Raw genomic sequence first — 24,319 nt, forward strand, 5'->3', positions numbered from 1 at the left:
GTATGTTCCGACATTTACTCTGCGTTTTATTTTGCGCTCTTTTAACTCAGACGCTGTACGCGCAAACGCCTATTAAACGGGCTGAGCAGTGTGCTACTATGGAAATGGATAGCCTATTGCGGGTTAAATATCCTCAATTGGGAACGCTGAATCAATTTGAGCAGGCATTGCAGCAAAAAATGCTTGAGTTCAAAAAGCAACTGGCCAATGGCCGGGCTCCGGCGGCTACAGTTATTACCATTCCGGTTATTGTTCACGTTGTGCACAATGGCGAAACGGTTGGTTCGGGTCGTAATATCAGCCTTGCTCAGGTGCAATCGCAACTGGCTGTGTTGAATGAAGATTATCGCCGGAAAGCGGGTACACGCGGGTTCAACGACAACCCGGTTGGGGCCGATATTGAGATTGAATTCTGTCCGGCGGTAGTTAATCCACAAGGCCAGACTATGGCAGAGCCGGGTATTGATCGATACAATGGAAACCGGGCTAGCTGGACCAAGGATGACATCGATGGCGTATTGAAACCCAGCACCTACTGGAATCCCGATAAATATTACAACATCTGGGTTTGTGATATTAACGATCCATCCATAAATGGGCAATTGCTAGGTTATGCCCAATTCCCAACTCAATCGGGGCTGCCGGGTATTCCATCTGATGGTCCAGCTAGTACGGATGGGGTTGTGATCTACTACAAAGCCTTTGGGAGTTCGGAAAAGGGTAATTTCCCGGTTCTTCAGTCTCCATTCAATCTGGGACGGACACTAAGCCACGAAACAGGTCACTGGCTGGGGCTTCGTCATATTTGGGGCGATACCAACTGTGGCGATGATTTTTGTGCCGACACGCCCCCTCAGGCTTCGGCCAGTAGTGGTTGCCAGGTTGGGCGGGTTAGTTGTGGCGCTACGAACATGGTGCAGAATTACATGGATTATTCGAACGATGCCTGTTTCAACATCTTCACCCTCAATCAAAAAGATCGTATCCGGGCGGTTATGGCCATTAGCCCTCGTCGCCTAAGTCTGTTATCATCCAATGTTTGTGGAACGCAGGTGGCTACTAAACCCACATCGAACTTCCGGGTCGATAATCAACAGGTGTTGTTAGGAGGAGCTGTGAAATTCACTGACTTGTCAGACGGATTTCCTACTAGTTGGAGCTGGACATTTGAGGGAGGGACACCTGCAACTTCGACCGATCAAAACCCAACAGTTACGTATACACAGCCGGGTAAATTCAAAGTAACCTTGGTCACATCAAATGCGCTTGGGACCTCAGACCCATTGGTTCGTACTGAATACATTGAAGTGCTGAACTCGGGACTTTGTACCGACATAACCAACTTCAATGGCACGCCTACCGTGTTGCGGGAAACCAACGGGACTGGCTACGTATCGGGTCAGAATAGCCATAAAAGTCAGGCTGTTTCCGAGTTTTTTGCCAATAAGCTGAGTTACACGAATCTGGCAGGAGCAACGCTCAAATTCGGAGTTGCCAAAGCTGCGAAAGGGACATCGACAGAATCTATTGTAACGGTAACTGTCTGGAACGGACGCGGTTTTCAGGGTGGTCCTGGCGCTATTCTAGGACAAAAGGATGTTCCATTAAAAGATATTCTGGCCGATGTGGCTGCTAACCGAGCTACGTCGGTTACGTTCGATAAGAACGTTCCGGTTGGAGGCTTGCCTTTCCATATAGGTATTTTAATTCCCTACGCATCGGGCGATACCGTTGCACTGGTTACTACCGCCAACGGGCAATCGCTTGATGCCACTTCCTGGCGGCAAAATAGTCAGGGGAACTGGCTCCGTTATGCCGATAGTCTGGGTTTGAACGTAGCCCATAATATTTCCGGTCGTGTTGGACAGAAACTATCGGTACAGGTTGCAACCTCGTCTATATTTATCAATCCAGGCCAAACCGTAACCCTAAATGCCCGTGGAGCCAGTATTTTCACCTGGACCGGCACGGGTCTCAATTCGACGTTGGGCGCACAAGTCGTAGCCTCTCCAACCCAAACCACTTCCTATACCGTAACAGGTTCGGGAACGGATTTGTGTAGCACATCGGCGGTAATCACGGTCAATGTTCGAACGGGCACCGTAACCGCTACAACACCGCTTGCGGAACAAGCTTTGCAGGTAAACCCCAACCCCAGCGATGGGCAAATGAATATCTCGTTCAGCAGTGCGTTACGGGGAGCGTTAGTATTAGGTATTCGTACGGTAACAGGTTCGGAACTAGTGCGGCAAAACCACCAGAAAACCACCGACACCTTCGAGCAAACCCTCGACCTCAGAACCGCACCACCCGGCGTGTATTTTGTGGAGATCAGTATAGGGGAACAGGTGTTTCGAAAACGGGTGGTGAAGCAATAGGGTGAATCACGATAATCAATAATACAGGCAAAGGGTTAGGTAAAACGAGCAGTGGATGCTAGTTTGTCTAACCCTTTGTTTGCTATGAATGCCTTGTGATGACTACTTCAGTAGCTGGCCAGAGGTAGTACCGATGTGAATGCCACGATGTGTTGATGTATGTTCCTTCTACTTCTGTGGCTTATTAGATTACTCCCTTTTTTTACAAAAATTTTGTTTGGCTTATTGTCCAGTATAAAATAACAAGTTCATACGGATTGATCTTAGTACTCGTCCAATTTAGTTTCTATAGATTCTTTGGATTCTATCGTCTTTGATTGTCAGTATAATAGTTTGATTATCAGTGTAATGGGAACAAAAAAATCTATAGAATCCCCTAGGATCTATTTTGCCAAAGCATTAGTTACCAGCGGCCTGCTCCGAGGCATCCAGCCGGGCCATCTCCAGGTCTAATCGCCGTTCTGCTGTGCGTAGTACTTCATCACTGAAGCGATTTTCTCGGGCCAGCTCCACTAGCAAGGCTTGTTGAAACTCGCCCAGGGTTCGCTCCGCCAACCGCATCTCACCCACTAAAGTGCGTTCTTCGTCAGGTTTTGAGCCCGATTTGCTTTCATGGAGCGTAGCACCAAGTTCCTTGACTAAAAGTTGATACCGCCGGGCCAGGGTTTGTTTCAAGGAGCCAGACAAAACCATCGGAAAGTCATTTTCCAAATACCTTAGTGCCCGGCTGGCTAGCAGTAATTCCAGCGCCTGATCTTCACGCGCCTGGTCATTATGAGATTTCATCCCCAGCAACCGAATCAGGAGGGGTAAAGTCAATCCCTGAAGTACCAGCGTAGATAGGATTATTACAAAAGCTAAAAAGAGAATCAGGTTACGCTGAGGGAACAGCCGCCCTCCTGCCAGCGAGAGCGGTAGAGCTAGCGCCATGGCCAGGGAAATCACGCCCCTTGTTCCAGTCCAGGCCACAATCAATACATTTCGCCAGTCCACCTGATTCGCCTGTTCCTCGTTGCCTGAACCCGTGATGGTCGATTGCTCTGACCAGCCTAACACTTTCGGGTAATAGGAGCTAAAAAACACCCAAAGAATTCGAATTAGAATCGTGACAGTACTCACCACCAGGCTATACAATGCAAGCTCCCCAGTCGTATACCCGCCCAGGTCTCCTACAATGGTGGGTAGTTGTAAGCCAATCAAAATAAAGACTACTCCTTCAAGCAAAAAAATAGCGGTGTCCCAGACGGCCCGCGACTCCAGGCGAGCCTGTGGGGAAAACACTTCTGGTGTTCGACGCGTGATGACAAGTCCAGCGCTAACGACGGCTAATATACCTGACGCATGGATGTGTTCAGCAGCCAGGTAGACCAGATAGGGGGTCAGTAGAGTTAAACTGGTTTGGACTGTGGCACTGTCGATTCGTTGGAGGGCAAGCGTCATTAACCATCCTAGTATGCCACCCAGCAACAGCCCCCCGCCTGCCAGAACCAGAAATTGCAGACTGGCCTCCCAAAGAACAAAGTTACCAGTCATGATAGCGGCCACGGCATAGCGGTAAGCTACCAGAGCGGAGGCATCGTTAAGCAGGCTTTCCCCTTCCAGAATTGCAATGACCCGTTTGTTAAGCCCTAGACCTTTAATGATACTGTTGGCAGCTACGGCGTCTGGAGGAGAGACAATAGCCCCCAGCACGAAGGCAAGCGGCCAACTAAAGCCTGGAATCACGTAATGGGCAGCCACAGCAACGGCCGTTGTCGTGAAAAACACTAGCGTAACGGCTAAAGTGGTGATTGGTCGAATGGATCGGGTAAACTCCTGCCAGGCCGTTTTAGAGGCTGCATCATAGAGTAACGGAGGTAGAAAAATAACCAGCGCTACGTTGGGATCTAATGCCAGATTTGGGAGGAAGGGCACAAACCCGATCACTAAGCCTGTTCCAATCAGTAAAATTGGGTAAGGAAGCTTAATTTTATCGGTGATTGCCGACAACCCTATCAAAATAGCGAGGATAAAAATGATGGTTTGAAAGTTTGCCATAGGTACTGAAAAGGTTATCCTTACTCTATAACAGATTTACCGCGTTTATAGCCGTAACCGCCAGAAATTCTTAGGTTTGGCTATTTCGGTATCTATGGCTTTAACTTGAGGGCTTGCTAGAAATATTGTTTCGTAGCCATCGATTAGCGAGACTCCTTGTTCGAATACCGAGTTAAGGTGGTTCAATTTATGGCCGAACTTCGGTGTCCTTTCATCCATCGGCCGGTGCTGTGAGCTACTTATCCTGATTTCCTGGCTATTTACTTTCGATTCACGAATCCTGGCATCAGTTTCAGGTGAAACAATAGGTCATATATAAACTCGTCTCTACCTCATTTTGCTTAATAGAACAGCCTGCCAACTCGTAAGGCAAGTCGTTGTCGGCCAGTTTATTGTGAGAGAATTTCTAGCTTAAACAACGTCGTTCCGGTTCGTCCTGACTAGTACAATGTTGGGATTGTGTTTATTTGGGCGCCTTTTGTAATGAATTTAACACGGTATAATTAGGTATAACAATGATATTAGGTAGAAAAAGCATAGGTTTTCTACTCGATTTATGGGCTTATAGTTTATTCGTATTGGGTAAGTCCTGCCGTCCAGGAGCAAAGAATTCATCGAACAACCAAACATACTGACTGGATGAAGTGCGTTTCACCACGTAGCCATTCGCCCCTTCCTGAAGTACTTGTTTAATGGTATCTGAGCACACAACTGTCGAAAGCATTAAAATGGATAAATGTTGCCAAGATGGATTCGCGCGAATATGCCGGATCGTTTCGAGTCCATTCATTATGGACATGGCCATGTCCATAATGAGTAACCCATAAATTGCCTGATCAGCTCGGATAGAGCTATGGCGGGTTAAATAAGCCAAGAGTTCCTGACCATTTGAAAACTTATAAATAGGAAAAGGCCGACAAGAATTGATCGGCATTAACCCCAAAAAGTACTGCTCATCCTCATTATCAGGGGATGATATGCAAGATAGATCATGTGGTTGATCCATAAATAGTAGTGTGTATTGAAAGATGGACAAATTCGAATAGGGATATACACATTAACTCATCAACTAAAGCGGATCAGGAACTATTAATTTAGCGTTTCCGATTCCGGGTCTGGGTTGTCTTGGCCGCCCAGGCTTTTCGCTTCAATTGTTGATGCAACTCCTTATCCCTAGGCTCAAATGTGATGCTACGTTGCTGGCCGTCTTGTCGTTTAATGACCCAATAGATTAAATCGGAAGTATCGGGAATCTCAGTATAGATGGAGTTATTCATAAAGGCGTTAGTTAGTAAAAAAGATATATGATGCTGGTCGCTTTGGTCAGGACTCTTGAATCCTTTCTTTTAAGTATTTGGCCGATTCATAGAGTGTCGTGAGCCGAGGGTAGTCTTCATAAGGTATAGACACTTGAAGCTCGCGTTCCATTAAACTAGCTAGTTCCGAAATGTCGGACGGACGATAGGCTAGATCTTCTCGGAGGTCAGCTGTTGGTCGCAGGGCTTCGGAACGAACAATCCCTTGGGCCAGGATTAAATGAGTGAGTTGTTGATAGGTGATTTCCATATGCGCTGTCGTTGTGTAGTTAAGCTAAATGAGGATTGAAAACGGGAAAAAGGTGAATGTATTTCCGTTAGGAAGATCGGTTGGCCGTTCCATAAGGCGTGTCAGGCCAGGGGCCTAAGAAGATTCGAGCGTATAGGCCAAGGGCCGAAAGACCATTCAGCATAAAGCTCAGTGTAGCCAGAAAAGCAAGCCCTGTTTGATCTGGATGAATGTGGCTGAACAATAAATCTTCCCCCAAAAAGGTTGGAGTAATGGGAAAACCAGCCACGCCCAGACAGCACAGTAAAAACCCGAAAGCCAGCTTGGGGTAGGGATACGCATAACCGGAATACTGACTCAGTTGCAAGCTACCCTCCGTTGAATAGAGCCAATGAAGACAACCATAGCCCGCCAGACCAGCAACCGCAATGCCACTCAGATATAAATGAACTTGATCAACCGCAAATTCCTCGTTATAGGCGATGGCCAGGGCAATCCAGAAAGGATTCAGCACCAATCCTAACCAACTTAGAAAAACATTTTTTTGCTGGCTAAAGGAACGCACGACGAATAGTAGCCCAAGTAGGGCAAAGATGATCGATAGGGGGTGTTTGAGTGGGGATGGGACGTTTTCGGGATAGTAGGCTCCCAGTAAACCGATCCCATAGAGCGGTACGCCCAAGCCGAATACCCATTTTGGAGATAAGAACGAAAGTAATTGCCCTAGCCTTTGAATAAGTTCCCGAGGTAGTCGGTACAGCAGCGTATCTAGGTTCCATTCCGTCAGGCTCAGCACATACCAAGTATCCCGCAATTGCTTGGTAAATGGGCTGATAGGGGCTAAAGCGACAGGCGTAAAAGTGTAGGCCTGCTCCCGAATTAAATAACTGACGATGGAAGGCGATATCAGCAGTTGATAAGTCCTTAGAAACGCATGTCCCGCAACATGGACCAAGGCCAGGGTATGAAAGCCTAGGGCTATTTCCAGGAAGATAATCCCAATCTGAGCAATGGAGGCATATGCCAGCTGACTCTTAATAGAAGCCTGGGCACGGGCAATCCCACTCGCTATCAAGCAGGTTAATAGGCCAATACCCCCCATCAAGAGCCGAATAGGGAGTTGGGTTTCCCAAAGCGGAGCCGTTCGTAAGAGGAGGAAAATGCCGATATGCATCGATAGCGAGCCGTAAAAAATAGCACTCGACGGTGTGGGGCCTTCCATGGCTCGGGGTAGCCACGCCGAGAACGGGAACTGAGCCGACTTGACGAGGGCTGAAAGCAGCAGCATCAGCGAGATGAACATACCTGGCTCACCAAGAGTCTGAAGCTGGGCATACCCCCGTTCATACGGGTTCAGCCCGGCAAAGGTGATCGTTTCAGGCCAAACCTGGTGGCTCATCCACATGGCTAATAGAAGCCCCCCATCCGCCAGGCGATACATCGAGAATACTTTTAGTGCATTTTTGACCGGTAAGTATCGGCCTCGGTAGAAAGCAATTAGTAGAACCGACGAAAGGCCAATCAATTCCCAACCTGCAAATAGCATTTCCAGATTTCCAGACACAACGATCAGGACATAACCCAGATAAAAGAAAAGCGTGGTCAAAAAGAACCGCTTATAGCCTGGTTCCCGATGGAGATAATACCGGCAATACAGCACCACCAACAGAATCAGAAAGGCAGCGATCAGCAGATAGACTGCGGTCAGTTGGTCAAAATAAAAATCCAGACTGAAGTGGTGGCCTTTCGTCATAACCAGTTCGAGGCTGGTCAGGGTGAGCACTGGCGATTGGCGAAACACCCAAAACGTGACAAAGACTACGGTCAAGAGTAGGTGTAGGCCAAGAGTGGTCATGGCTGTCCAGGCAATGGCCGATTCGCTCGAAGGGGTTATCCAGATCCCTATGAACAGGCCGCACAGGGGAATGATGACAAAAAGGGGCAGAAGCTGTTCCATGAACTTAAAGGTGTTCAGCGAGCTGATAGACCGGCAAGCTAGTCTGATTGGCGGCTATCAAAGCGGCTAAATCGGTAATGGCCTCCACCTTTTTCTGGTGGGGTTGATAGGGCTGGAACGTACCCGATCTAAACCGGCTAAGCGACCGCGTGTGTGGATTGACAACAACGAGGTGAATCCACTCATTGATAAACCACTCATACGTCTGGGGCGACTGTTGGATTGCCTTTAAGACGACATTGGGCGTCTGTTCAATGACCATCAAGAGCCGAAGCGGGTCGTGGACTTCCGTCATTTGGGTTGGCAAACCGGGCCGTAAGTCGCCATCAAAGCCATTGGCAACGCCAAGCAGGCCCATGATGTTATGGGGCAGTTTACTCCCAGCCCCCAGTTTCTGGGTATCAACCCGCGAGAAGAAATATTCCAGATTAATACCACCACAAACGGGCGCAGCCGCCTGTACAATACGGGCTAACGCTTGCCCACTTGGATCTAGCCGATAGTCATAGGAATTAAGAAAAGATCGACGATCTAAAAACAGATGTCTGGATAGGCTACGTTGACCAATCAGACAAATGGCATTGGTGGCATGATTGAGTTCTGGCCGAGGCTCAAACAAGGCTACCGATCGCCTGCGCATCTGAGCATGGATGGTGGCTGCACTCAGTCGGCTATCGATCGACTCAAAGCGTCGGGAGCGTTCTTTGGCATTTTGATCCAGTGCCTGCTCGAATAAGGCGATATGCTGCTGATGGCGTTGCTGATTAGCAGGCGATAATAAGGCTTCGTCATAAAAGCAGATATCATCGCGGGTTGTGTCATGCAGCCCACTTAAAAACTGCGTTTCGGTGGGAATATCGATACCCTTGTCCCGTAACCGTTCGCGGACTCGCGGATCATTGGCCATGATACAAATTACCCGGGCATTGACCGACCCTGGACGTCCTGAACAGGCTCCACAATCATAAGCGGCATAATACGGATTGTTCACGCTGCTGGCTCCGTGCCCAATTACATACACGATCGGGGCAAATTCCTCAACCAGGCCAATGCTGGTTAATAAGCCTGCTACCCGCTCGACCATTTCGTCGAGGCTAAATCCCAACTGTAAGCCATTTTCTTTTTTTAGGCTCGTGTTCTCCACCAGTAGATGAGAATCGGCCTGCCTGTGAGGGGAGGAGGCAGTCATCGCTGGGGTCCTCATTGGGCGAACGACCGACAGGAAAAGCTGTAATGCCGACCAGAATCCCAATGCATAACTAATGACAAAGCCCCGTAGTAAGGTTTGGGGCGATTTGGTAAAGGGAGTGCTATTTTGGCGGTTCTGGACCGGGCCGAGTTCTTTAATTAGGTAACGAGGAGTAACCGGAGGGGGACAACGTTTTGTATAAGCCTTGGCGCTTTGGGGTTGAAAGAAAAACTCAACATTGAAGTGGCCTGGCGTGCCGAAGGTTTGACAGTCGGGCTCCAGCGTTTCCAGGTAACGCCGGAAGGAGCATTCCCGGTCATCCAGGCAGAAAATTCCCTGGAAGCTTTTGGAAGAGCCTAGGCTGTCGGCTGTCGGAGCGGCTTTAATCCCAGCCAGTACCTGATCGTAATAACTCCATTCATAAGCCTGTTGCCAAAGGTAAAGAACTTCCCACTGCTCCGTCGGAATGACGGGGCTAAACAAGTCAATGGCTTGGTCGATAGGGAGCTGGCCTAATGGTTGCCAACGCTCGCCGAATTGCGCATCCAGCGCATCGATCTCCAGCAATAATTCGAGTAGAATGACTTGTTGCAGCGTAATGCGTCTGCGATCCAGTAACGACTGGGGTTGATCCTCAATCACAGCCACCATACCTGACCAGCCAGGGTGAGCCAACTGTTGATCAAAGAGATATTGTTTATAAAGCGATTCCTGGCCAACCAGCAGAGTGAGTAAATGAGTAATGGTGCAGGTGTTCGAGCGGAAGAGACGACGAACGCGTTGGGAACGGAACAGGCTGACCAGACTACTCTGCTCTAGCGCCCGGATTGCCGACAGGAAATCCAGATGCCGATAAGGGAAAGCATCCACGGCAATTCCCTGATCCAGAAAGCTACACAATAATCGAAACAGGATGGGGTGAACCCGTGCATCCAAATCCAGCTGATACTTTTGTTTCCAGTGAGCCCGGAGTTGTCCGATTCGAGGAGTGGGCAGTGGGGGATAGTTTTTTCGAAGTAGTTTGAACTTCCAGATGGGCTGTTCGTGCGCACCTTTGCGTTCTAATAGCAGCCCATCCAGTATAGCCTCCGAGATTTGGTGGGTTGTAAACAAGGCCCTGAACTCTTCCAGGGAAAATAAAATTCGATAGCCAAACCACTCGGCTGCCTGCTGGATAGCCCCATCAAATGGCTGATGTTGAAATCCGTGTAGGGGATTATGATGAACAAAGTCTTTTAGCGGTGCCTGCGTAGGTAGGTAGTGTTTTAAGTCCTGGAGGACATCCTGCTCCACAAAGGCTGTAGACCGTTGTCGGGCCCCTGGTATGCGCAATGTATCGGAAGAGAAAAGTGGCTGCCCATTCATGGTTAACACAGGTAAAATAGATTTCCAACCGCCATCGGTAGGCTATTGAGTTTGCTCCAATTCAGATAGAATCACTTCCGAGCGTTTGAGTTGGCGGCTATAAATCAGTCGGGCTAAATCCAGGAATTGATATACCTGCTGATCCTGCACCTGATAGAAAATGGTTGTCCCCTCCCGCCGAGGGGTAACGAAATTCATATGGCGCAGTCGGCCCAGATGCTGGGAGAGCATCGACTGATCGGCTTTGGTAGCGGTTTGCAATTCAGTAACTGACAGGGGGCCTACCCGGAGCGCGTCCAGAATAGCCAGTCGGAGGGGATGTCCCAGGGTTTTAAAGAACTCAGCCTTATAGGTATGTAATGGGCTATCCATGTTAAAATTTAATATTCTTATATTAGATTATTCAAATATAAGAATAAAGTTTTTTATTTCCTAATGCTTTGCCTAGCTGATAGCTGTCAATTTGCATTTTAATTGTCGAAAAAGTTGCGCGCTTATTGCCGCAAATGACTCGAGTCAGAGACCACTTGGTTTGATCGCCTAAATACGTATCATCTAAGCTGATTGCATTCCAGTTGTAAAAAGGTAGTCAGTTGGGCGTACATAAAATCGAGCATCGGTTTTGGGTAAGCTTGATGTCGGCTCTGCGCCAGCGCGTTGATATACGCCCGACGATCCTCCACATGCACCAAGCTAATCGGTAAGCCGTGGTAGTGCTGAATATAATTCATCAATAGCCGAGCCGATCGACCATTGCCATCTCCGAAGGGATGAATACTGACCAGGTCGTAGTGGGCTTGAAAAGAAAGGTCATACATCTGACGAATCGTTTTGGCAGCGGGTAGGGCGGTATTGATTTGCTTGAGGAGTTTGTCAACGGCGGCAGGCACTTTTTGGGCATCCATAAACATCCGACCACCGGCCATCGCACTAACGGTGCGAAACTCGCCCAGGCTAGAATCGAAGCTACCCAGTAGGGTATGGGTCGGTCCATCGGTCTGGCGCATGATCATAGCGGCAATGGCTTGTAGCCGGGCGTGGTTCAACGGCTCACGTTCCGCGGGCCAACTTAGCATCTGCTGTTGGGCCAGTTGATGGTCCATTAACATCAGATGGTGATGCCAGGGTTTACCCGCTGCTGGCAATCCCATTTCTAAAAAGCTCTTCGTTTCATCCAGGTAAAGCGTACCCCCTTCAATGGCTACGGAGTGATAGGTATGCATCAACTGATTATATTCCTCATACTCCGGCCTGTGACTGACTAGATCACGATAGTGATTCAATAGAATTGGTAAAGTCTGGACTGATTGATTCGATGAGGTCATGAGGGCCGGGATCAGAAAGAGCGTTATAGCAATACCAGAAAAAGTTGATGAAGTTGTCCTACATGTTGTCGCCTAAGCATGGCCGCCAAGTCAGGCGATTAGGAGTTTGGCACTGGCCCAGATTGCTGCTCCTGGCCACCATTGCTTTTGGGCTGCTGGTCAACCATTACCGTATCTTTAGTTGACGGCAATGCCTCGTTGTGTAAGGGTAATGGTTCGGACTTTTGGACTTGCTGGAAGGCTAGCGTCAACTCCTATATCTTTAATAGAGGAGAAATCATAGCCGAGTTTACCGATATCGAATCGGGTAAGAAAAATAATCGACCTTAGCTGCTTAAGGCTATTGCACATTGCAAGGAGAGGGGAGGGGTCTTACTGATTGCTAAACTCGACCGGCTGACTCGGAACGTGGCCTTTATTTTTACACTGCGAGATTCGGGCGTTGAGTTCGTTTGTGCCGATATGCCTGAGGCCAATACACTCACCATTGGAGTGATGGCCACCATGGCTCAACATGAACGCGAAGTCATTGACGAGCGAACTCGTAAAGCTCTGGCTGAAAAAAACGGTCTGGTCATGTATTGGGCAAACCAGAAAATCTCACGACAATAGCCGTTCAAAAAGGCTTAGCTGTGCGCCAGCAGAACGCACGCGAACACGAAAACAACCGCCGGGCGGCTGCCTTTGCCCGATCACTGCGAGGGGCAGGCGAGGGCTGGAGTGATATTGCCGCTACATTAAATAAACATGGGTTTAGAACCCGAAGAGGCAAACAATTTCAAGCCGTGCAGGTACAGCGCATTATTGAGCTGTTTAAATAATCGGACGTTTTTCTGAACGGTTTGGGTCTCTGATTATGAGAGGTTCAGTTAATGATAAAAATCAGCCTTTTGGTGTACGATAGCGAATGAACTAATTTGTATAAGTTTCTCGATAATAGTTACATTATAAAGCCGGTTGGTAGTCAGGTGTTGACAAGACAATTTAATGTGATCAATAGTAACAAAACGGATTCCTGAGATGGGTTCTGCCGGTTACCTTTGTTTATACTTTTCTACAATCCAAATAACCTGACATAATTCTGGCAGGTCAAAATATGAAAAGGTGATGTCCCTGGTAGAGTTAATTTTGTGAGGGTCGCTGATCTTTATTTAGGCTGATAGCTACCTGATCATCGGTATAATTTATAATAGAAAAGTTTAAGCAATGCCCAGAAATGCTTTAACAAACTCAAGTTAAAGTAGCAACTCCGCCAACTAATAACTCTTACTGCCTACTGGCAGGTGGGTAGTTTAATCCTGTTCTTTCAAAGCAACAGGACTGAGGAACCAGAATAATTGATCGTCTTCCTGCTGACATTCGTCAGGCGTTTTCCGGGGTAGAGGAATTTTCAACCCGTAACTTGGGCTATATGAAGAAATGTGTGGTGGCTAATCTGCCCATAATTTTGCAACAAGGTGTTGCAAAATTACCTGAAATCTCTCCAAAGGACGTTGATGTAGCCTTCATCTTAAACAACAAGCCTGACGTATTGATCAGGGCAGAACGGTGAGTTGATATTGGATGGTGATTGTCCATCCTGATGCTGATGGGGGAACAATTATGGTTACTGGGTATGCCTTCAGAGCAGGATAGGGCCACCAGTAGCGGTCTGCATTTGTCCCGAGCTTTAACGATGCATTTGCAGTCAGTAATTTGAATTCAAATCGTTTATTCTTGGCTGTAATCACCACCGTATTGGAATCTGTTTGAATAAAGCGGGATTCCGGGTAATTGATGAAGGGCTCAATAATGTGAACAACTGGCTGCGCATCGTGATAGTGTAAGCTGATCGTCTTGCGCAAAAAAGTGTCCGTAAACTGATACGTCATCTGGTACGCTACTCCACCGGCTAGCCAGTCTTTCTGGCAGAGTTCACCCCGTACGGAAACGCCAGTCATGGTTCGATTGGTCGTATCGACGGTTAACTGACAATCGAAATTATACAGGTTCGTAAAGTAGCCATTGCCATCCATGTACTCAATACGTGGTGTTAGGGGCAAAATACCCGGTGCTTCGGGAAACGACATGGGTTCAGGACGTGCGTATTCCGTTTGGCTGGAGGCCTGTAAAAAACCATAATCCGGCACCCATAGAGCCGATAAGGCTCCTCCCGCTGGCCGGTGCATGTATTTACTTTTCGAACCGGCCGCATAGTCTTTGTAGTTGTAGCCGGTGATGGTAGCCAGGAACGCTTTCGTTCGGACCTGCGCTATGTTCAACGTGGGGTAGTAGGCCGTCCAATTCGTTTTTTGCGTCGGTAATGGGGCTAACGTTCGGTGCGAAGCGCTGTCCAATTCCCACGCAAAAGCGATGTTTTTGGCTTTGGTAAACGTAGGATAAATGCACATTTCCTGCTTGAAAATCTCTGTATGCTGTGGACCATAGCCAAGAATACCCTTCCGAGTACACGATCGTATGTAGTTCAGATTCAGTAAAGAAGCTGTACTGTAAGTCGGATCTTCATCGGCATACATCGCAAATAAAGCCATGCAGCCATCCGACGTAGCACTGCCGTAGGTAGTCCATTTGTTCGAACGGATGCCCCATGAACCGTCCATGGCTCCATCTGGATAAATGAAATACAGGTGTTTCTTTAGAGCTGCTTTGACAGCGTTATTGACAACGTTGTCCTTCGTTAAGTGGGCATAATACCCCAGTCCCCACAACGACATGTCCAGATCATAACCTAGATCGACGCCCATCTTTTGCTTGAAACTGCGGCCACCTTCCCCATTGACAAATCCATCTTCATCCATCTTGGCGACTGTGCTATGTGCCAGTTGGCGAGCTTTGGCCAGGTATAGAGGAGTATTGAAGAAAATACCGGCTTTTGCCAGGGTAGCACTGGTTGTCGCTACGTAATTGATGCTGGCAAAAGCTGGACTCATGACGCTGTCAAGATAAGCAGCGGCCTGCTGCATGGAACGTTGCCAGCGTTTTCGCTCCGTATCCTGAAGTGAAGACTCAATGTGCGGATACGTTAACAGCATCATTAACAACTGATCGGTTGTGGTTCCCGTCCACTCTTCGGGCGTTTCTTTCCAACTACCGTTTGATTGTTGCTGCCGGATCAACCAATTCCCTGCCTGTATGGCCGCTTGTCGATACGCTTTCTGATGGGTGATCTTATAGGCAACGGCAAATGGATACATAGCTTCAGCCGCTCGGGTATGGTAGAGTTTGCCTTCGGTACACCAAATCCCCCCGTAATCGGCATGGTTTTCATGCTTATTCTGCCTGTCCAGCAGGGCCTTTGTCATCTCCAGCAATACATTGGCATATTGCGCTCGGGGCGAAACCACCTGCGCTTTTAAGGCAATTGGCCGCCAAAGCAGACATATGCCGATTATGCAGAATTGCTGACGGAAGAAATGGCTTGGCATAAGGAAGCTGGCTGATAAATAGAAATAGCCCCAGACCTTTCTTTGGTCTGGGGCAAATACATTCCCGGTTAAGCGATACTATCTTCGCCAATCAGCGTAGCGCTGTCTACATCTATATACAGCTTAGCATTGGGATGCGTACGTAATGACGTGGATGGATATTTTTCCGTGATAGCCTCGGTTAGCGTATGCTTAATGGCGATGGCTTTATTAGCGCCGGGTACCATACAGAAAATGTACCGTGCCTGGAGCAAGGCGGGTATCGTGAGGGTATAGGCTAAAGGTGGAACGTCGCTGACCGATGGAAAACACCCGTCGTGAACCTGCTGCTGCTTACAGGGCTCGTCCAGGTCGATGATTTTAACCAGATACGGGTCATTGAAATCGGCAACGTGAGGATCGTTAAAAGCCAGGTGCGTGTTTTCACCGATTCCCATGCAGGTAACATCTGTCTTATGTTCTTTCAGCAACGCGCTGTATCGGGCACATTCTTCCGGGGCGTCCTGACCTGTCTCGTTTAGGTAAAATACGTTCTTGAAAGGTACTTTGCCAAAGATTTTTCCATACAGGAAGTTGCCAAACCGTTGCGGATGATCTTTGGGCAGACCGGTATATTCATCCATATGAAACGCATTGATCCGGCTCCAGTCAATACCTGGTTCAGCGACAAGCGCATCCAGGAATTCGTTCTGCGACGCGGCAGCCGCAAAAATAATATTTACTTCGTCCTGTTCCGAAAGTAGTTGGCGGATACAGGCACCGGCATCGTTGGCGGCCGCTTGGCCCATTTGCTGCCGGGTTGGATAAATGGTAACAAAGAGTTGATCTACAGTGAGTTGTTCCATAATTAAGACAAAAAGAGCGTCGGGTAAATGCCATACCCGACGCTCAGTAAATTAAAAGCGATATTTGATTCCGGCCCGACCAGTGTAATCGTAAAACTGTTTTTCGTAAATGCGCGATCGAATGCCCAGATAGTCGGTTTGTGGCGAATTCAAGAGGTTGGTGCCTTCCGCATAAATGGTGAAATTCTTGGTGATTCGGTACGACGCATTGGCATCTACCTGAACCCGTTCGGCCCGGATCACGTCGTTTGCATCGTTAACGCCCAGCAAAACGGTGTAGGAGCCATTGTAATTGACATTTCCCTGAACTGTGAAGCCTTTGTACGTATACGACAGCGAGCCGTTGGCTGTATTGGTTGCTTGACCAGGTAAGCGAAGACCTTTCCGCAATTGTGCATCGGCCTTGGAATACACATAGGTGTAGTTGGCATAAAGCGAAAAACCTTTCAAGAAACCCGGCAGGAAGGTTAGGTTCGTTTGTGCGTTGACTTCAAGACCATATACAGTTGCTACGTCGCCATTGTAGGTTTTGTAGTACTGATAATTGAGGTAATTGTTAGCGCCCGGAAATTCAGTACCCGTTAAGGTTACTACGCTATTGTACTGGAAGTTGGTAATGTGCTTATAAAAACCACCTACCGACAGAATACCCAGGTTTTTCAGGTAATGCTCCAGCGAGATATCGTAGTTGGTGGTAGCGGCTGGTTTCAGGTCCGGGTTGCCATCCGTCAACGTAGCGTTCAAAATGCTTACCACCCGGCTGGGAACCAGTTCATTAAAGTTTGGCCGGGAATAGCCGAATGATAACGCACCCCGCGCAATGGTGTTACGGCCTACGTCGTATTTCGCCTGTAAGTTGGGCAGGAATTTGGTGTAATTATAAACGGCATTGGTTGGGACTGACGACGTCAGATTTCCACTGGCATCCTGATTGACCAGCTGCGCGTTGTAATCAACGCTGGTGCTTTCGATGCGAAGGCCACCCAGCAACATGAGCTTTTTGAATTGAATCCGGTTCATGACGTAGCCTGATGTAACATCTTCCTCTGCATCATAAAAATACGTATCGACGGCTACCTGATTAAGCGAGGCATTGGCTGGAAAATAGTTTGGGTTGCTGTTGAAGAAGTTAACCGTAGCGTCGCCATCGACAGCCCGGCCAAAGGTTAAATTATTATCCAGTAACTTATCATCCAGTTCGGCTGCGCCCAAAAAGTTGGTCAGATTTCCCGTGGCAGCAGGTCCATTATAGGTTGAGGTGCTGTAGCTGGGGCGGTAGCGTTTGTTATGCATCCGCTTCATTTTTAGACCGGCTTTAAAATAAGCGTCGTTCGCACCGATTTTGTAGTTATACGTAGCATTCAGGCGGCCTACGAAGTTCGTGCCTTCGCTATTGAAATTGTTGGCTTCGTAGGTGTTGAATGTATACAGAGACGCATTATTCTTCGCATCCGTTGAACCCGTAGCCTGAATGTAATCGCCAGCGATTTGAGAAATTGTCAACGGTACGTTGCCCGTAACGTAGTTGAAGGTATTGGCAAGCTGCTTCAGTTTTGAGGTTGTGTAAAACAAGCCGGCATCCAGTTTGAGCCGGCTGAATTGCTTTTCCCCTTCCAGACTCATGTTGAAGTTGCCGTTGTCAATACTCCGATTCATGTATTCGTTATAGCCACGCCCTCGGGTTGTGGTATAAATCCCGTCAGTTGTTCGGGTGGTATTGGCTGTCTGCATCCGTGTCCGCTTTCGATAGCGTACTGCATCATTATCCAGGTCGGTATAGGTAGCATTGAAGACAATTGATGCTGTTGGATTGAAGCTGTAATCGATTGTTGCCGTGAGTCCTTTGCGGGTACGTAGGTTGTTCAGGTGAATAATCCGGATGTCGGTGGGAAACAGAATCGAACCCTGACCATCGTTAAAATCTTTCGATTGCCATACCTGCGCATTGATCTCGTCATAACCGTTGTTGGTGCGGTAGTAACTCCCGTACAGGGCCAAGCCTAATTTGCCGTTTGGGCTTTTATCGGTCTGAAAAAAACGCTGGTTGTAACTCAGGTTGACGATGCCATTCGTTTTGTCACGTAACTTGTTGTAGCCTGCCGCCAGATCAATCGAAATACGGGGCTTTAGGCTAATGGCCGTGGGTGTTTTCATGTTGATTGCTCCAGCAATGGCGTCCCCATCCAGGTCCGACGTCAACGTCTTCACAACCTCCATCGACGACAGTACATTGGCCGGAATCAGGTCTAGTTGCGCGTTACGTTGCCCTTGTTCCTGAGTACCCATAATCTGTTCGCCGTTCATATTGATGTTTGTGTAGTTGCCCGGCGTACCACGTAGCTGTACAGTCGATCCCTCATTTTGCTCCCGACCGATGGTTACACCGGGGAGCCGCTGCAAGGATTCGGCTACGTTCAGATCGGGGAAACGACCCATCAAATCGGCCGATACGATCTGCTTGAAGTTATCTGCATTTCGCTGCTGGTTCAGAGCCTTTTGCTGCCCTTCCATGATACCCGTAACGGTCACGCCTTTCAGCATCGTTGTGGTACTCGCCAGCGTAATATTGTGCACGGTCGTTTCGCCCGTGGTAACCGAAACCGGCTGATCGTAGGGTTGGAAGCCCATGTAAAAAACTTCCAAATTGATCGTGCCGGGCGTAATATCACTGAGCGTATAATCGCCGGTCAGGTTGGTAACGGTGCCCTGGGTGGTGCCTTTAATACGGACGGACGCACCGGGTAACGCGCCCCCCTGATCATCCACAATTTTACCACGGATAACCCCTTTGGTTTGCGCGCTGGCCGGTAAAAAACATATCGCTAAAAGCAGGACAATCAGGCAGGCTGATCGAAAAAAGTGAACAGTAAAGTGCTTCATCGAAGATACGGTTTGATATAAAGTGGGGAAAATTTGTAGAGAAGAGGGTTAGTTGAGCCCCTTGAAATTTAAGTAGTCAACCAGGAAGCGAATCGAGAAACTGGTGCCTATATCCCGATTGACGAGCCAGATTTTATCCTTACGGCTGCGCATCCGGGTTTCCAGAATGGCCCCACGGAGGTTTTTGTCAGGATGATCCATGCCGTACCGATTCTGAATGATCCAGGTCGCTGATTTCTCGATATAGGGCAAAAATTCTTTATAGCCTGCCTTCGCCAGTTCGATCCAGACGATCCCCGCCATGGCCACTGCCGAGCCCGTAATCGAACTCCGGTCGGGCGCTTTGCCATCGATATAATTGACGTAAAAAATGGTGCCGTCTTTCTGCTGGGCTTTGGCGTAGGTACGTGCCGTTTTGGCAGCCACTTCCAGATACTTTTTATCACCGGTTTTTTGCCAGGTGTGAATCAGCGATTCGGCATACCACAGATTGAACCGGGGGTGAAACGAGTTTTCTTCTTTAGTATTCGGGGTGAACTGCATCCACAATCCATTCTCTTCCAGTTCGACAAGCTTGTTCGCCAGATTGATGTGGGCGTCTAACAGCGCTTTATCTTTATTGAAGTCGTAGGCATCCAGAAAAATCCACCCTTCAATATTGGGTCGGGAAACGTCGTAGAGCGATTGCTCCTTTTTATTCTTCCAGAACTCACTGTGTTCTTTTTCGACCACGCCCGTACCCAGATCAACCGCGTCGTAGCAAACCCCTTTTTCGGCGTAATACATGTTCTTCAGCATCCACTCTGCGGCTGTCGTCGCTACCTGAGCGTACTTTTTGTCGCCGGTTACGCGGGTTAATTCGTAAATGCCCGGTGTACCATCCGAAATGGTCGCAAATACGATGGTCGAATCCCCGATGGCATCACCGTGAACCGCGCCCAACATGCCTTTAAGTTTGGGATGGTCTTTGATTTGCAGGCTGGTCCAGTAATCTCCCGCTTTTCGGGCCGAAGCCAGCCACTTCGGATTCTTGGTTTGCTTATAAGCCGCCAGCATTGCGTACACCGCCTGCCCGGTATGCCAGGGCACTTCGTAGGGGTACCATTTGCCTTCGGTCAGGTTATAGTCGCAGCGCGATTTGCCCTGTTCATCCAGCATGGTAGTCGATATGTAGGTCGCCATATCGTTAATGGCTTTCACGGCGACATCCTTTTTTACCTGAGCATGGGCAATCGACAACGAACCCAGGGCAACCCAAGCCGTTGTACATAACAATCGGTTAATCAGCTTCATGAACGGACGTTTTGGCATTTAAGGAATACTTGTGTTTATGATTGGTGATGGGTTTCGGCGTATCCAGTCGAAAGGCGAAATTCCAGGAGGACGAAGCCGGTAATTTGAGCAGAATGTGATTAACGCCTTTGGTCAGGTTTATGGCGAACGGCGTCTCGTCCTGATTGGCCGAACCACTTGCCTTTATCGGAACGCCGTTTACAAACAGCTCTCCCGCTTGCGCGCTTAGCAGCGCCGTAACGGCCTGAGCGCTATCGGTCGTGATTGAACAGTAAGCATAGGCAACGGCTTCAGATGTGGTTTTGTAGTAGTCGCCCAGATCAACAATACCGCCTTCCTGCGAGATGTATTTCATCCAGCGGTAGGTTTTGCCCTGATACTGAGACATATCGCCGGGTTTGGGTGGTACGTTGTAGGCGGGGTCTTCGGAATAGAGAAAACCGGGTGGAGTTGGCGTTTTAAACGGCCCTGTAAGGAGCCAATTCTGGAAGTAAAAGGCGTTGCTGGCTTTGATATCCAACCCAATCGATGCAATAGGGGGCAGGCTAGCCGATGACGAAACAAGCGTCTGCAACCGGGCTTTAAGCTGTTGCAACTGATTGATCTTGGTATCGAATCCTTTCAGATTGATCGCCAGGTAATAAGGCTGATTTTCGGCTTCCCACAGGCTGCGGTACGTCTCTTTTAAGGCTTGGTAGTTGGCCTGCAATCCTGAAATGGCCTGAGTCGTGCTGGGTAGGGTTGCGGCATTATGCTGGCCATAAGCATTTCGGTATGTATCGGCAGCCTGGGCTAGCAACAGTCGGGATTCCATCAATAGCTGATACTGGTGCAGGGTAAATTGCAGAAACCGCACATCCGTTAGATTCGATTTCGACTCGGCTGCATTGGCGTACGTTAAGCCCTTGCTAACAATGGCCTGTATTTTCGGTACATCCTGATTGTTGAGAATCAGTCGCTTGCCACTATCCGGCAGGAGTTTCTGCAACCAGATTTGCTCGGCCAGATTGTAGGTTAGCGGAATGCCACGAAGCTCCATAAGTGCGAACAGCGCTTTTACGTAGTTCCCATTGCTGGCTCCGTACGCATTTTGTTCGTAGCGTTCATTGAAGGAGTTCGTCTCGTCCTGATCGATGTTCCAGCTTTTTTCGGCAGCCGTATACACGCCGTACCAGTCGCTATGGAAGAAACACATCGGCCCCTCGTCCCAGATGGTTGTCAACACGCCCGGCGTACCCGCCTGTTTACCGGCTTTTAGAAAACCGCTAATGTTCCCTTTGGCCATGACCATATCCGGGAAGAGCCGATTCGAGTTGACGATGCCCGGACAAACGATGAATTTTAGTCCCCGTTTGACGAAGGGCTGTATCCAGGTATCGTAGGATTTTTGGTCGCCATACTCCCAGGTGAGGTAGATGATGTCTTTGGGCAGCAGGTCCAGAATTTCTTCGTGTTGGAGCGCAATGTCACCCCACATCATGAGCTGTTTGTGCTGCTTTTTGAGCACGTCGTACAGAAATCTGATGTGGTCGGCGTAGTATTTCGCCACGCCCACGCTATCGACGTACGCTTTGGATTTGCCTTTGCCGAGATCAAACGTTTCGTCGCAGTTAACGTTGAAATAGAGCGAGTTAAACGCACCGCACAACTCCGTAATGACGCTCGCCAGAAACGTCTTCGCTTTCGGATCGAGCGGAGAAATCATGGTGGACGTTTCCCCCATCGACTGGTAGTTGGGCTGCGCCAGAATGTTGGCAAAATGCCCGAACGACTGAAAGCTGCCGACTAATTGCATATGAAACTGAGCCGCATACGCCGATAACTCCCGAATGTCGTCCATCGTTAGTTTGCCATCGGCGGGCGCAAAATCGGGGTAGGAGCGGGGCTGAACTACGTGTTCGATGTAGAACGAGAGCGAGTTAAACTTTAACTCGGCCAATCGTTCGATCTGCTTTTTAATGGTGCTGACCTTCGGCGTTGGCCCCCGACTGATGTCGTCGTAAATTCCCCGGTTTACAAACGAAGGCCAGTCGGTGATAACCAGTTCCTGACGCCAGCCCGCGCGGGTGAGTTGTTTCAGCGATTGCAGGCCGTAGAAAAGGCCGATTTCGGTGTTGGCCGCAATCAGTTTGTGTTTGGCATTCAGCACCAGAACGTAGCCTTCGTCGCCCACTTTCGCTGGCCAACCGGGTGCGTAGGCTTCGACCAATGAATTGGTTTTGGCCGACTTACCAGATAAGACCAGCGTAAGGGGTTGACGAGCTCTCTGGGTTGATTGATTCGCTATAAGGAGTTGCCAGTTTGCCGTTAGCCGATTCATGATGTCGGATTCGATACCCGATCCGGCAAAGGTGAGGTTCGTACTAAGCGGCTCCATCTGTTTTCCTACCGCAACCTGCTGAGGATACGGTAGGACGGGTACGGTCGTAGCCGCTGCCGATTTCAGCACGAAACCGACCAGTAATATCAGGAAAATGGCCTTGACTCGTTTCATTGAACACTCGTTTCTGGGACACGTATCTGCGGATGATCATTTTCAACCAGCTTTACCTGCGTATGGGCTCCCGCTTTCGCTACGAAGCTTTTGGCAGGGCCGGGAGCCGTACTATGGCGGACTAGCCCACGGCTATCTCCCTTTACATAAATAGCAGCACCGGCATCCGCCATAGTCGGCATGGTCATCCGATCCAGTGTAAAGTCCGTAACGTCGTTCAGCGCTAGAGCGGGTCGGCTATCCGAGTTCAGACACGTAAAGCGAATGTTGCTGAGCTGGATGTTTTCGGCGTGTGCGATATAGAAACCGTATGCGGGTAACGTACCGAACATAGTGCCTTCCGGGTACTGGTCGTCCAGTTGAGGAACTGTTTTCATCATGTCACCCGCTTCACCCCCGCCGGGAAGGTCGATGGAGATGTTACTTAGGCTGATGTCGTGGAGCTTGGCGCTTTCGATACCTGTAATGGAGCAGCCCGTTTTACCGCTACTTGTAGCCGTAATCCCTGTTAGGCGAATGTTACGAACCCGCCCGAGACCCGGTGCCGAAGCCTGCTCATCGTACTTGCGTGCGCGATTCCCTAAACGAATGAAAATCGGTACTTCGGGGCCTTCTACGACGACGTTGCTGATGGATATATTTTCCATAACGCCCCCATCCACCATTTCCAGGGCGATCCCACTGAGACCCGCCGGTTTGCCGTAAATAGTGGCTTTTTGTGCCGATGGCTTGATGACACAGTTGGTAATGACTACATTTCGAAAGCCACCCGTCGATTCGGTGCCTAACTTCAGCGCGTTACAATGGCTACTCAGCACGCAATTCATCACCGTTACGTTTTCCGTGATTAGGGGAGATGTGCTTTTCAGTGTTAATCCATCGTCGTCTGAGTCGCCTTTGATATTCTGGATGGTCACGTTTCGCGAGCCATCGATATCAATCATGTCGTTGTTTTTATTGGAGTGGTTCCAGATGCTGATGCCATTGATACGCACATCTTCGCAGCCCAGATAATGCTGCATCCAGAAAGCCGAGTTGCGTAGGTTGATGCCACTAACCCGAACGTTTTTACATTCGATGAACCACAATAGATAAGGCCGATTTCGGTAGCGATCGGGCTTTTTCAACGTAGTCGTCACAAAATTGGCGCCCTGTCCGTCGATGGTGCCGTAGCCTTCAATACCTACATCTTCAACCTGATGTGCGTAGATTAAACTTTGCCTGGCCCATTCAGCGCCGTAAAATTTGAGCCCGTGCTGCTGGTAGGGGTATTTTGCCAGCACCGTTGTACCCGTAAGCTGACAACCCGCCGACAGGTGAAGCAGGACATGGCTCTTGAGCTGAACGGTACCGGAGAGGAAATTACCAGCAGGGAAAATCACCAGACCTCCACCCGATGTTGCACAGGCATCTACCGCTTTTTGAATGGCAGTGGTGTTGTCCGTCTTACCATCGCCTTTGGCCCCAAACGTCAGGACGTTGACATCCATAGCGTTGGCCACCGTGGATAGGGCGACGAGCGTACTGACGAGTAAAGCTTTTATGTTGATAAAATCCACTTGTAAGTCGGTTAGGGTTTAGGAATA

At 48.9% G+C, this 24,319-nt stretch carries 17 protein-coding genes; 3 read left to right on the plus strand and 14 right to left on the minus strand.

Features of this window, described 5'->3' with window-relative positions; genetic code table 11:
* Window positions 1–2 precede the first annotated feature (2 nt).
* Entirely contained in the window at window positions 3–2,378 is a 2,376-nt protein-coding gene (locus ACYVGR_RS11770; RefSeq protein WP_460956740.1) for a M43 family zinc metalloprotease, read from the plus strand.
* A gap of 399 nt (window positions 2,379–2,777) precedes the next feature.
* Here ACYVGR_RS11770 and ACYVGR_RS11775 read toward each other — a convergent pair whose 3' ends face one another.
* The 8 genes from ACYVGR_RS11775 to ACYVGR_RS11810 all read right to left on the minus strand — a co-directional run bounded on the left by ACYVGR_RS11775 (window position 2,778) and on the right by ACYVGR_RS11810 (window position 11,796).
* Entirely contained in the window at window positions 2,778–4,415 is a 1,638-nt protein-coding gene (locus ACYVGR_RS11775; RefSeq protein WP_460956742.1) for a Na+/H+ antiporter, read from the minus strand.
* A 562-nt stretch (window positions 4,416–4,977) separates the two neighbouring features.
* Window positions 4,978–5,421 carry a response regulator gene (locus ACYVGR_RS11780; RefSeq protein WP_460956745.1) on the minus strand — a complete coding sequence of 148 codons (444 nt, stop codon included), beginning with the start codon at window positions 5,419–5,421 and terminating at the stop codon, window positions 4,978–4,980.
* Between the two features lie 88 nt (window positions 5,422–5,509).
* On the minus strand, window positions 5,510–5,692 hold the full coding sequence (locus tag ACYVGR_RS11785) for a hypothetical protein (protein ID WP_460956747.1): 183 nt from the start codon (window positions 5,690–5,692) through the stop codon (window positions 5,510–5,512).
* Between the two features lie 46 nt (window positions 5,693–5,738).
* Window positions 5,739–5,981 (minus strand): hypothetical protein, encoded by a 243-nt coding sequence (locus ACYVGR_RS11790; protein WP_460956749.1) that lies wholly within the window; start codon window positions 5,979–5,981, stop codon window positions 5,739–5,741.
* 67 nt (window positions 5,982–6,048) lie between these two features.
* Window positions 6,049–7,917: a proton-conducting transporter transmembrane domain-containing protein gene (locus tag ACYVGR_RS11795; protein ID WP_460956751.1), complete on the minus strand. Its 1,869-nt coding sequence runs from the start codon at window positions 7,915–7,917 to the stop codon at window positions 6,049–6,051.
* Between the two features lie 4 nt (window positions 7,918–7,921).
* Window positions 7,922–10,471 (minus strand): YbcC family protein, encoded by a 2,550-nt coding sequence (locus tag ACYVGR_RS11800; RefSeq protein ID WP_460956753.1) that lies wholly within the window; start codon window positions 10,469–10,471, stop codon window positions 7,922–7,924.
* Between the two features lie 42 nt (window positions 10,472–10,513).
* Window positions 10,514–10,843 (minus strand): ArsR/SmtB family transcription factor, encoded by a 330-nt coding sequence (locus tag ACYVGR_RS11805; RefSeq protein WP_460956755.1) that lies wholly within the window; start codon window positions 10,841–10,843, stop codon window positions 10,514–10,516.
* 179 nt (window positions 10,844–11,022) lie between these two features.
* Window positions 11,023–11,796, minus strand: coding sequence for a Fic family protein (locus ACYVGR_RS11810; protein WP_460956757.1), 774 nt, complete (start codon window positions 11,794–11,796; stop codon window positions 11,023–11,025).
* 396 nt (window positions 11,797–12,192) lie between these two features.
* Between ACYVGR_RS11810 and ACYVGR_RS11815 the strand changes: the two genes are divergently transcribed.
* Window positions 12,193–12,408 (plus strand): recombinase family protein, encoded by a 216-nt coding sequence (locus tag ACYVGR_RS11815; RefSeq protein ID WP_460956811.1) that lies wholly within the window; start codon window positions 12,193–12,195, stop codon window positions 12,406–12,408.
* Between the two features lie 20 nt (window positions 12,409–12,428).
* Window positions 12,429–12,617, plus strand: coding sequence for a recombinase family protein (locus ACYVGR_RS11820; protein WP_460956759.1), 189 nt, complete (start codon window positions 12,429–12,431; stop codon window positions 12,615–12,617).
* Between the two features lie 714 nt (window positions 12,618–13,331).
* Here ACYVGR_RS11820 and ACYVGR_RS11825 read toward each other — a convergent pair.
* From ACYVGR_RS11825 to ACYVGR_RS11850, 6 genes are all read right to left on the minus strand, one after another.
* Window positions 13,332–15,221: a hypothetical protein gene (locus ACYVGR_RS11825; protein ID WP_460956761.1), complete on the minus strand. Its 1,890-nt coding sequence runs from the start codon at window positions 15,219–15,221 to the stop codon at window positions 13,332–13,334.
* 68 nt (window positions 15,222–15,289) lie between these two features.
* Entirely contained in the window at window positions 15,290–16,066 is a 777-nt protein-coding gene (locus tag ACYVGR_RS11830) for a glucosamine-6-phosphate deaminase (protein ID WP_460956763.1), read from the minus strand.
* Window positions 16,067–16,117: 51 nt separating this feature from the next.
* Window positions 16,118–18,946: a TonB-dependent receptor gene (locus ACYVGR_RS11835; RefSeq protein ID WP_460956765.1), complete on the minus strand. Its 2,829-nt coding sequence runs from the start codon at window positions 18,944–18,946 to the stop codon at window positions 16,118–16,120.
* Window positions 18,947–18,994: 48 nt separating this feature from the next.
* Window positions 18,995–20,257: a glycoside hydrolase family protein gene (locus ACYVGR_RS11840; RefSeq protein WP_460956767.1), complete on the minus strand. Its 1,263-nt coding sequence runs from the start codon at window positions 20,255–20,257 to the stop codon at window positions 18,995–18,997.
* A complete protein-coding gene (locus ACYVGR_RS11845; RefSeq protein WP_460956768.1) occupies window positions 20,226–22,733 on the minus strand; it encodes a family 20 glycosylhydrolase in 2,508 nt (835 codons plus the stop codon). The genes ACYVGR_RS11840 and ACYVGR_RS11845 overlap by 32 nt, the downstream gene beginning before the upstream one ends.
* A complete protein-coding gene (locus ACYVGR_RS11850) occupies window positions 22,730–24,292 on the minus strand; it encodes a glycoside hydrolase family 28 protein (RefSeq protein ID WP_460956770.1) in 1,563 nt (520 codons plus the stop codon). Before ACYVGR_RS11850 ends, ACYVGR_RS11845 begins: the two co-directional genes overlap by 4 nt.
* Between the last annotated feature and the right edge of the window lie 27 nt (window positions 24,293–24,319).

The sequence above is a fragment of the Spirosoma litoris genome (assembly GCF_054776755.1).

Coding starts and splice junctions, on each gene's coding strand:
- ACYVGR_RS11795 (WP_460956751.1), bottom strand. CDS start 7,917: ATGGAACAGCTTCTGCCCCTTTTTGTCATCATTCCCCTGTGCGGCCTG.
- ACYVGR_RS11810 (WP_460956757.1), bottom strand. CDS start 11,796: ATGACCTCATCGAATCAATCAGTCCAGACTTTACCAATTCTATTGAAT.
- ACYVGR_RS11835 (WP_460956765.1), bottom strand. CDS start 18,946: ATGAAGCACTTTACTGTTCACTTTTTTCGATCAGCCTGCCTGATTGTC.
- ACYVGR_RS11840 (WP_460956767.1), bottom strand. CDS start 20,257: ATGCCAAAACGTCCGTTCATGAAGCTGATTAACCGATTGTTATGTACA.
- ACYVGR_RS11805 (WP_460956755.1), bottom strand. CDS start 10,843: ATGGATAGCCCATTACATACCTATAAGGCTGAGTTCTTTAAAACCCTG.
- ACYVGR_RS11825 (WP_460956761.1), bottom strand. CDS start 15,221: ATGCCAAGCCATTTCTTCCGTCAGCAATTCTGCATAATCGGCATATGT.
- ACYVGR_RS11780 (WP_460956745.1), bottom strand. CDS start 5,421: ATGGATCAACCACATGATCTATCTTGCATATCATCCCCTGATAATGAG.
- ACYVGR_RS11775 (WP_460956742.1), bottom strand. CDS start 4,415: ATGGCAAACTTTCAAACCATCATTTTTATCCTCGCTATTTTGATAGGG.
- ACYVGR_RS11790 (WP_460956749.1), bottom strand. CDS start 5,981: ATGGAAATCACCTATCAACAACTCACTCATTTAATCCTGGCCCAAGGG.
- ACYVGR_RS11845 (WP_460956768.1), bottom strand. CDS start 22,733: ATGAAACGAGTCAAGGCCATTTTCCTGATATTACTGGTCGGTTTCGTG.
- ACYVGR_RS11830 (WP_460956763.1), bottom strand. CDS start 16,066: ATGGAACAACTCACTGTAGATCAACTCTTTGTTACCATTTATCCAACC.
- ACYVGR_RS11800 (WP_460956753.1), bottom strand. CDS start 10,471: ATGAATGGGCAGCCACTTTTCTCTTCCGATACATTGCGCATACCAGGG.
- ACYVGR_RS11770 (WP_460956740.1), top strand. CDS start 3: ATGTTCCGACATTTACTCTGCGTTTTATTTTGCGCTCTTTTAACTCAG.
- ACYVGR_RS11785 (WP_460956747.1), bottom strand. CDS start 5,692: ATGAATAACTCCATCTATACTGAGATTCCCGATACTTCCGATTTAATC.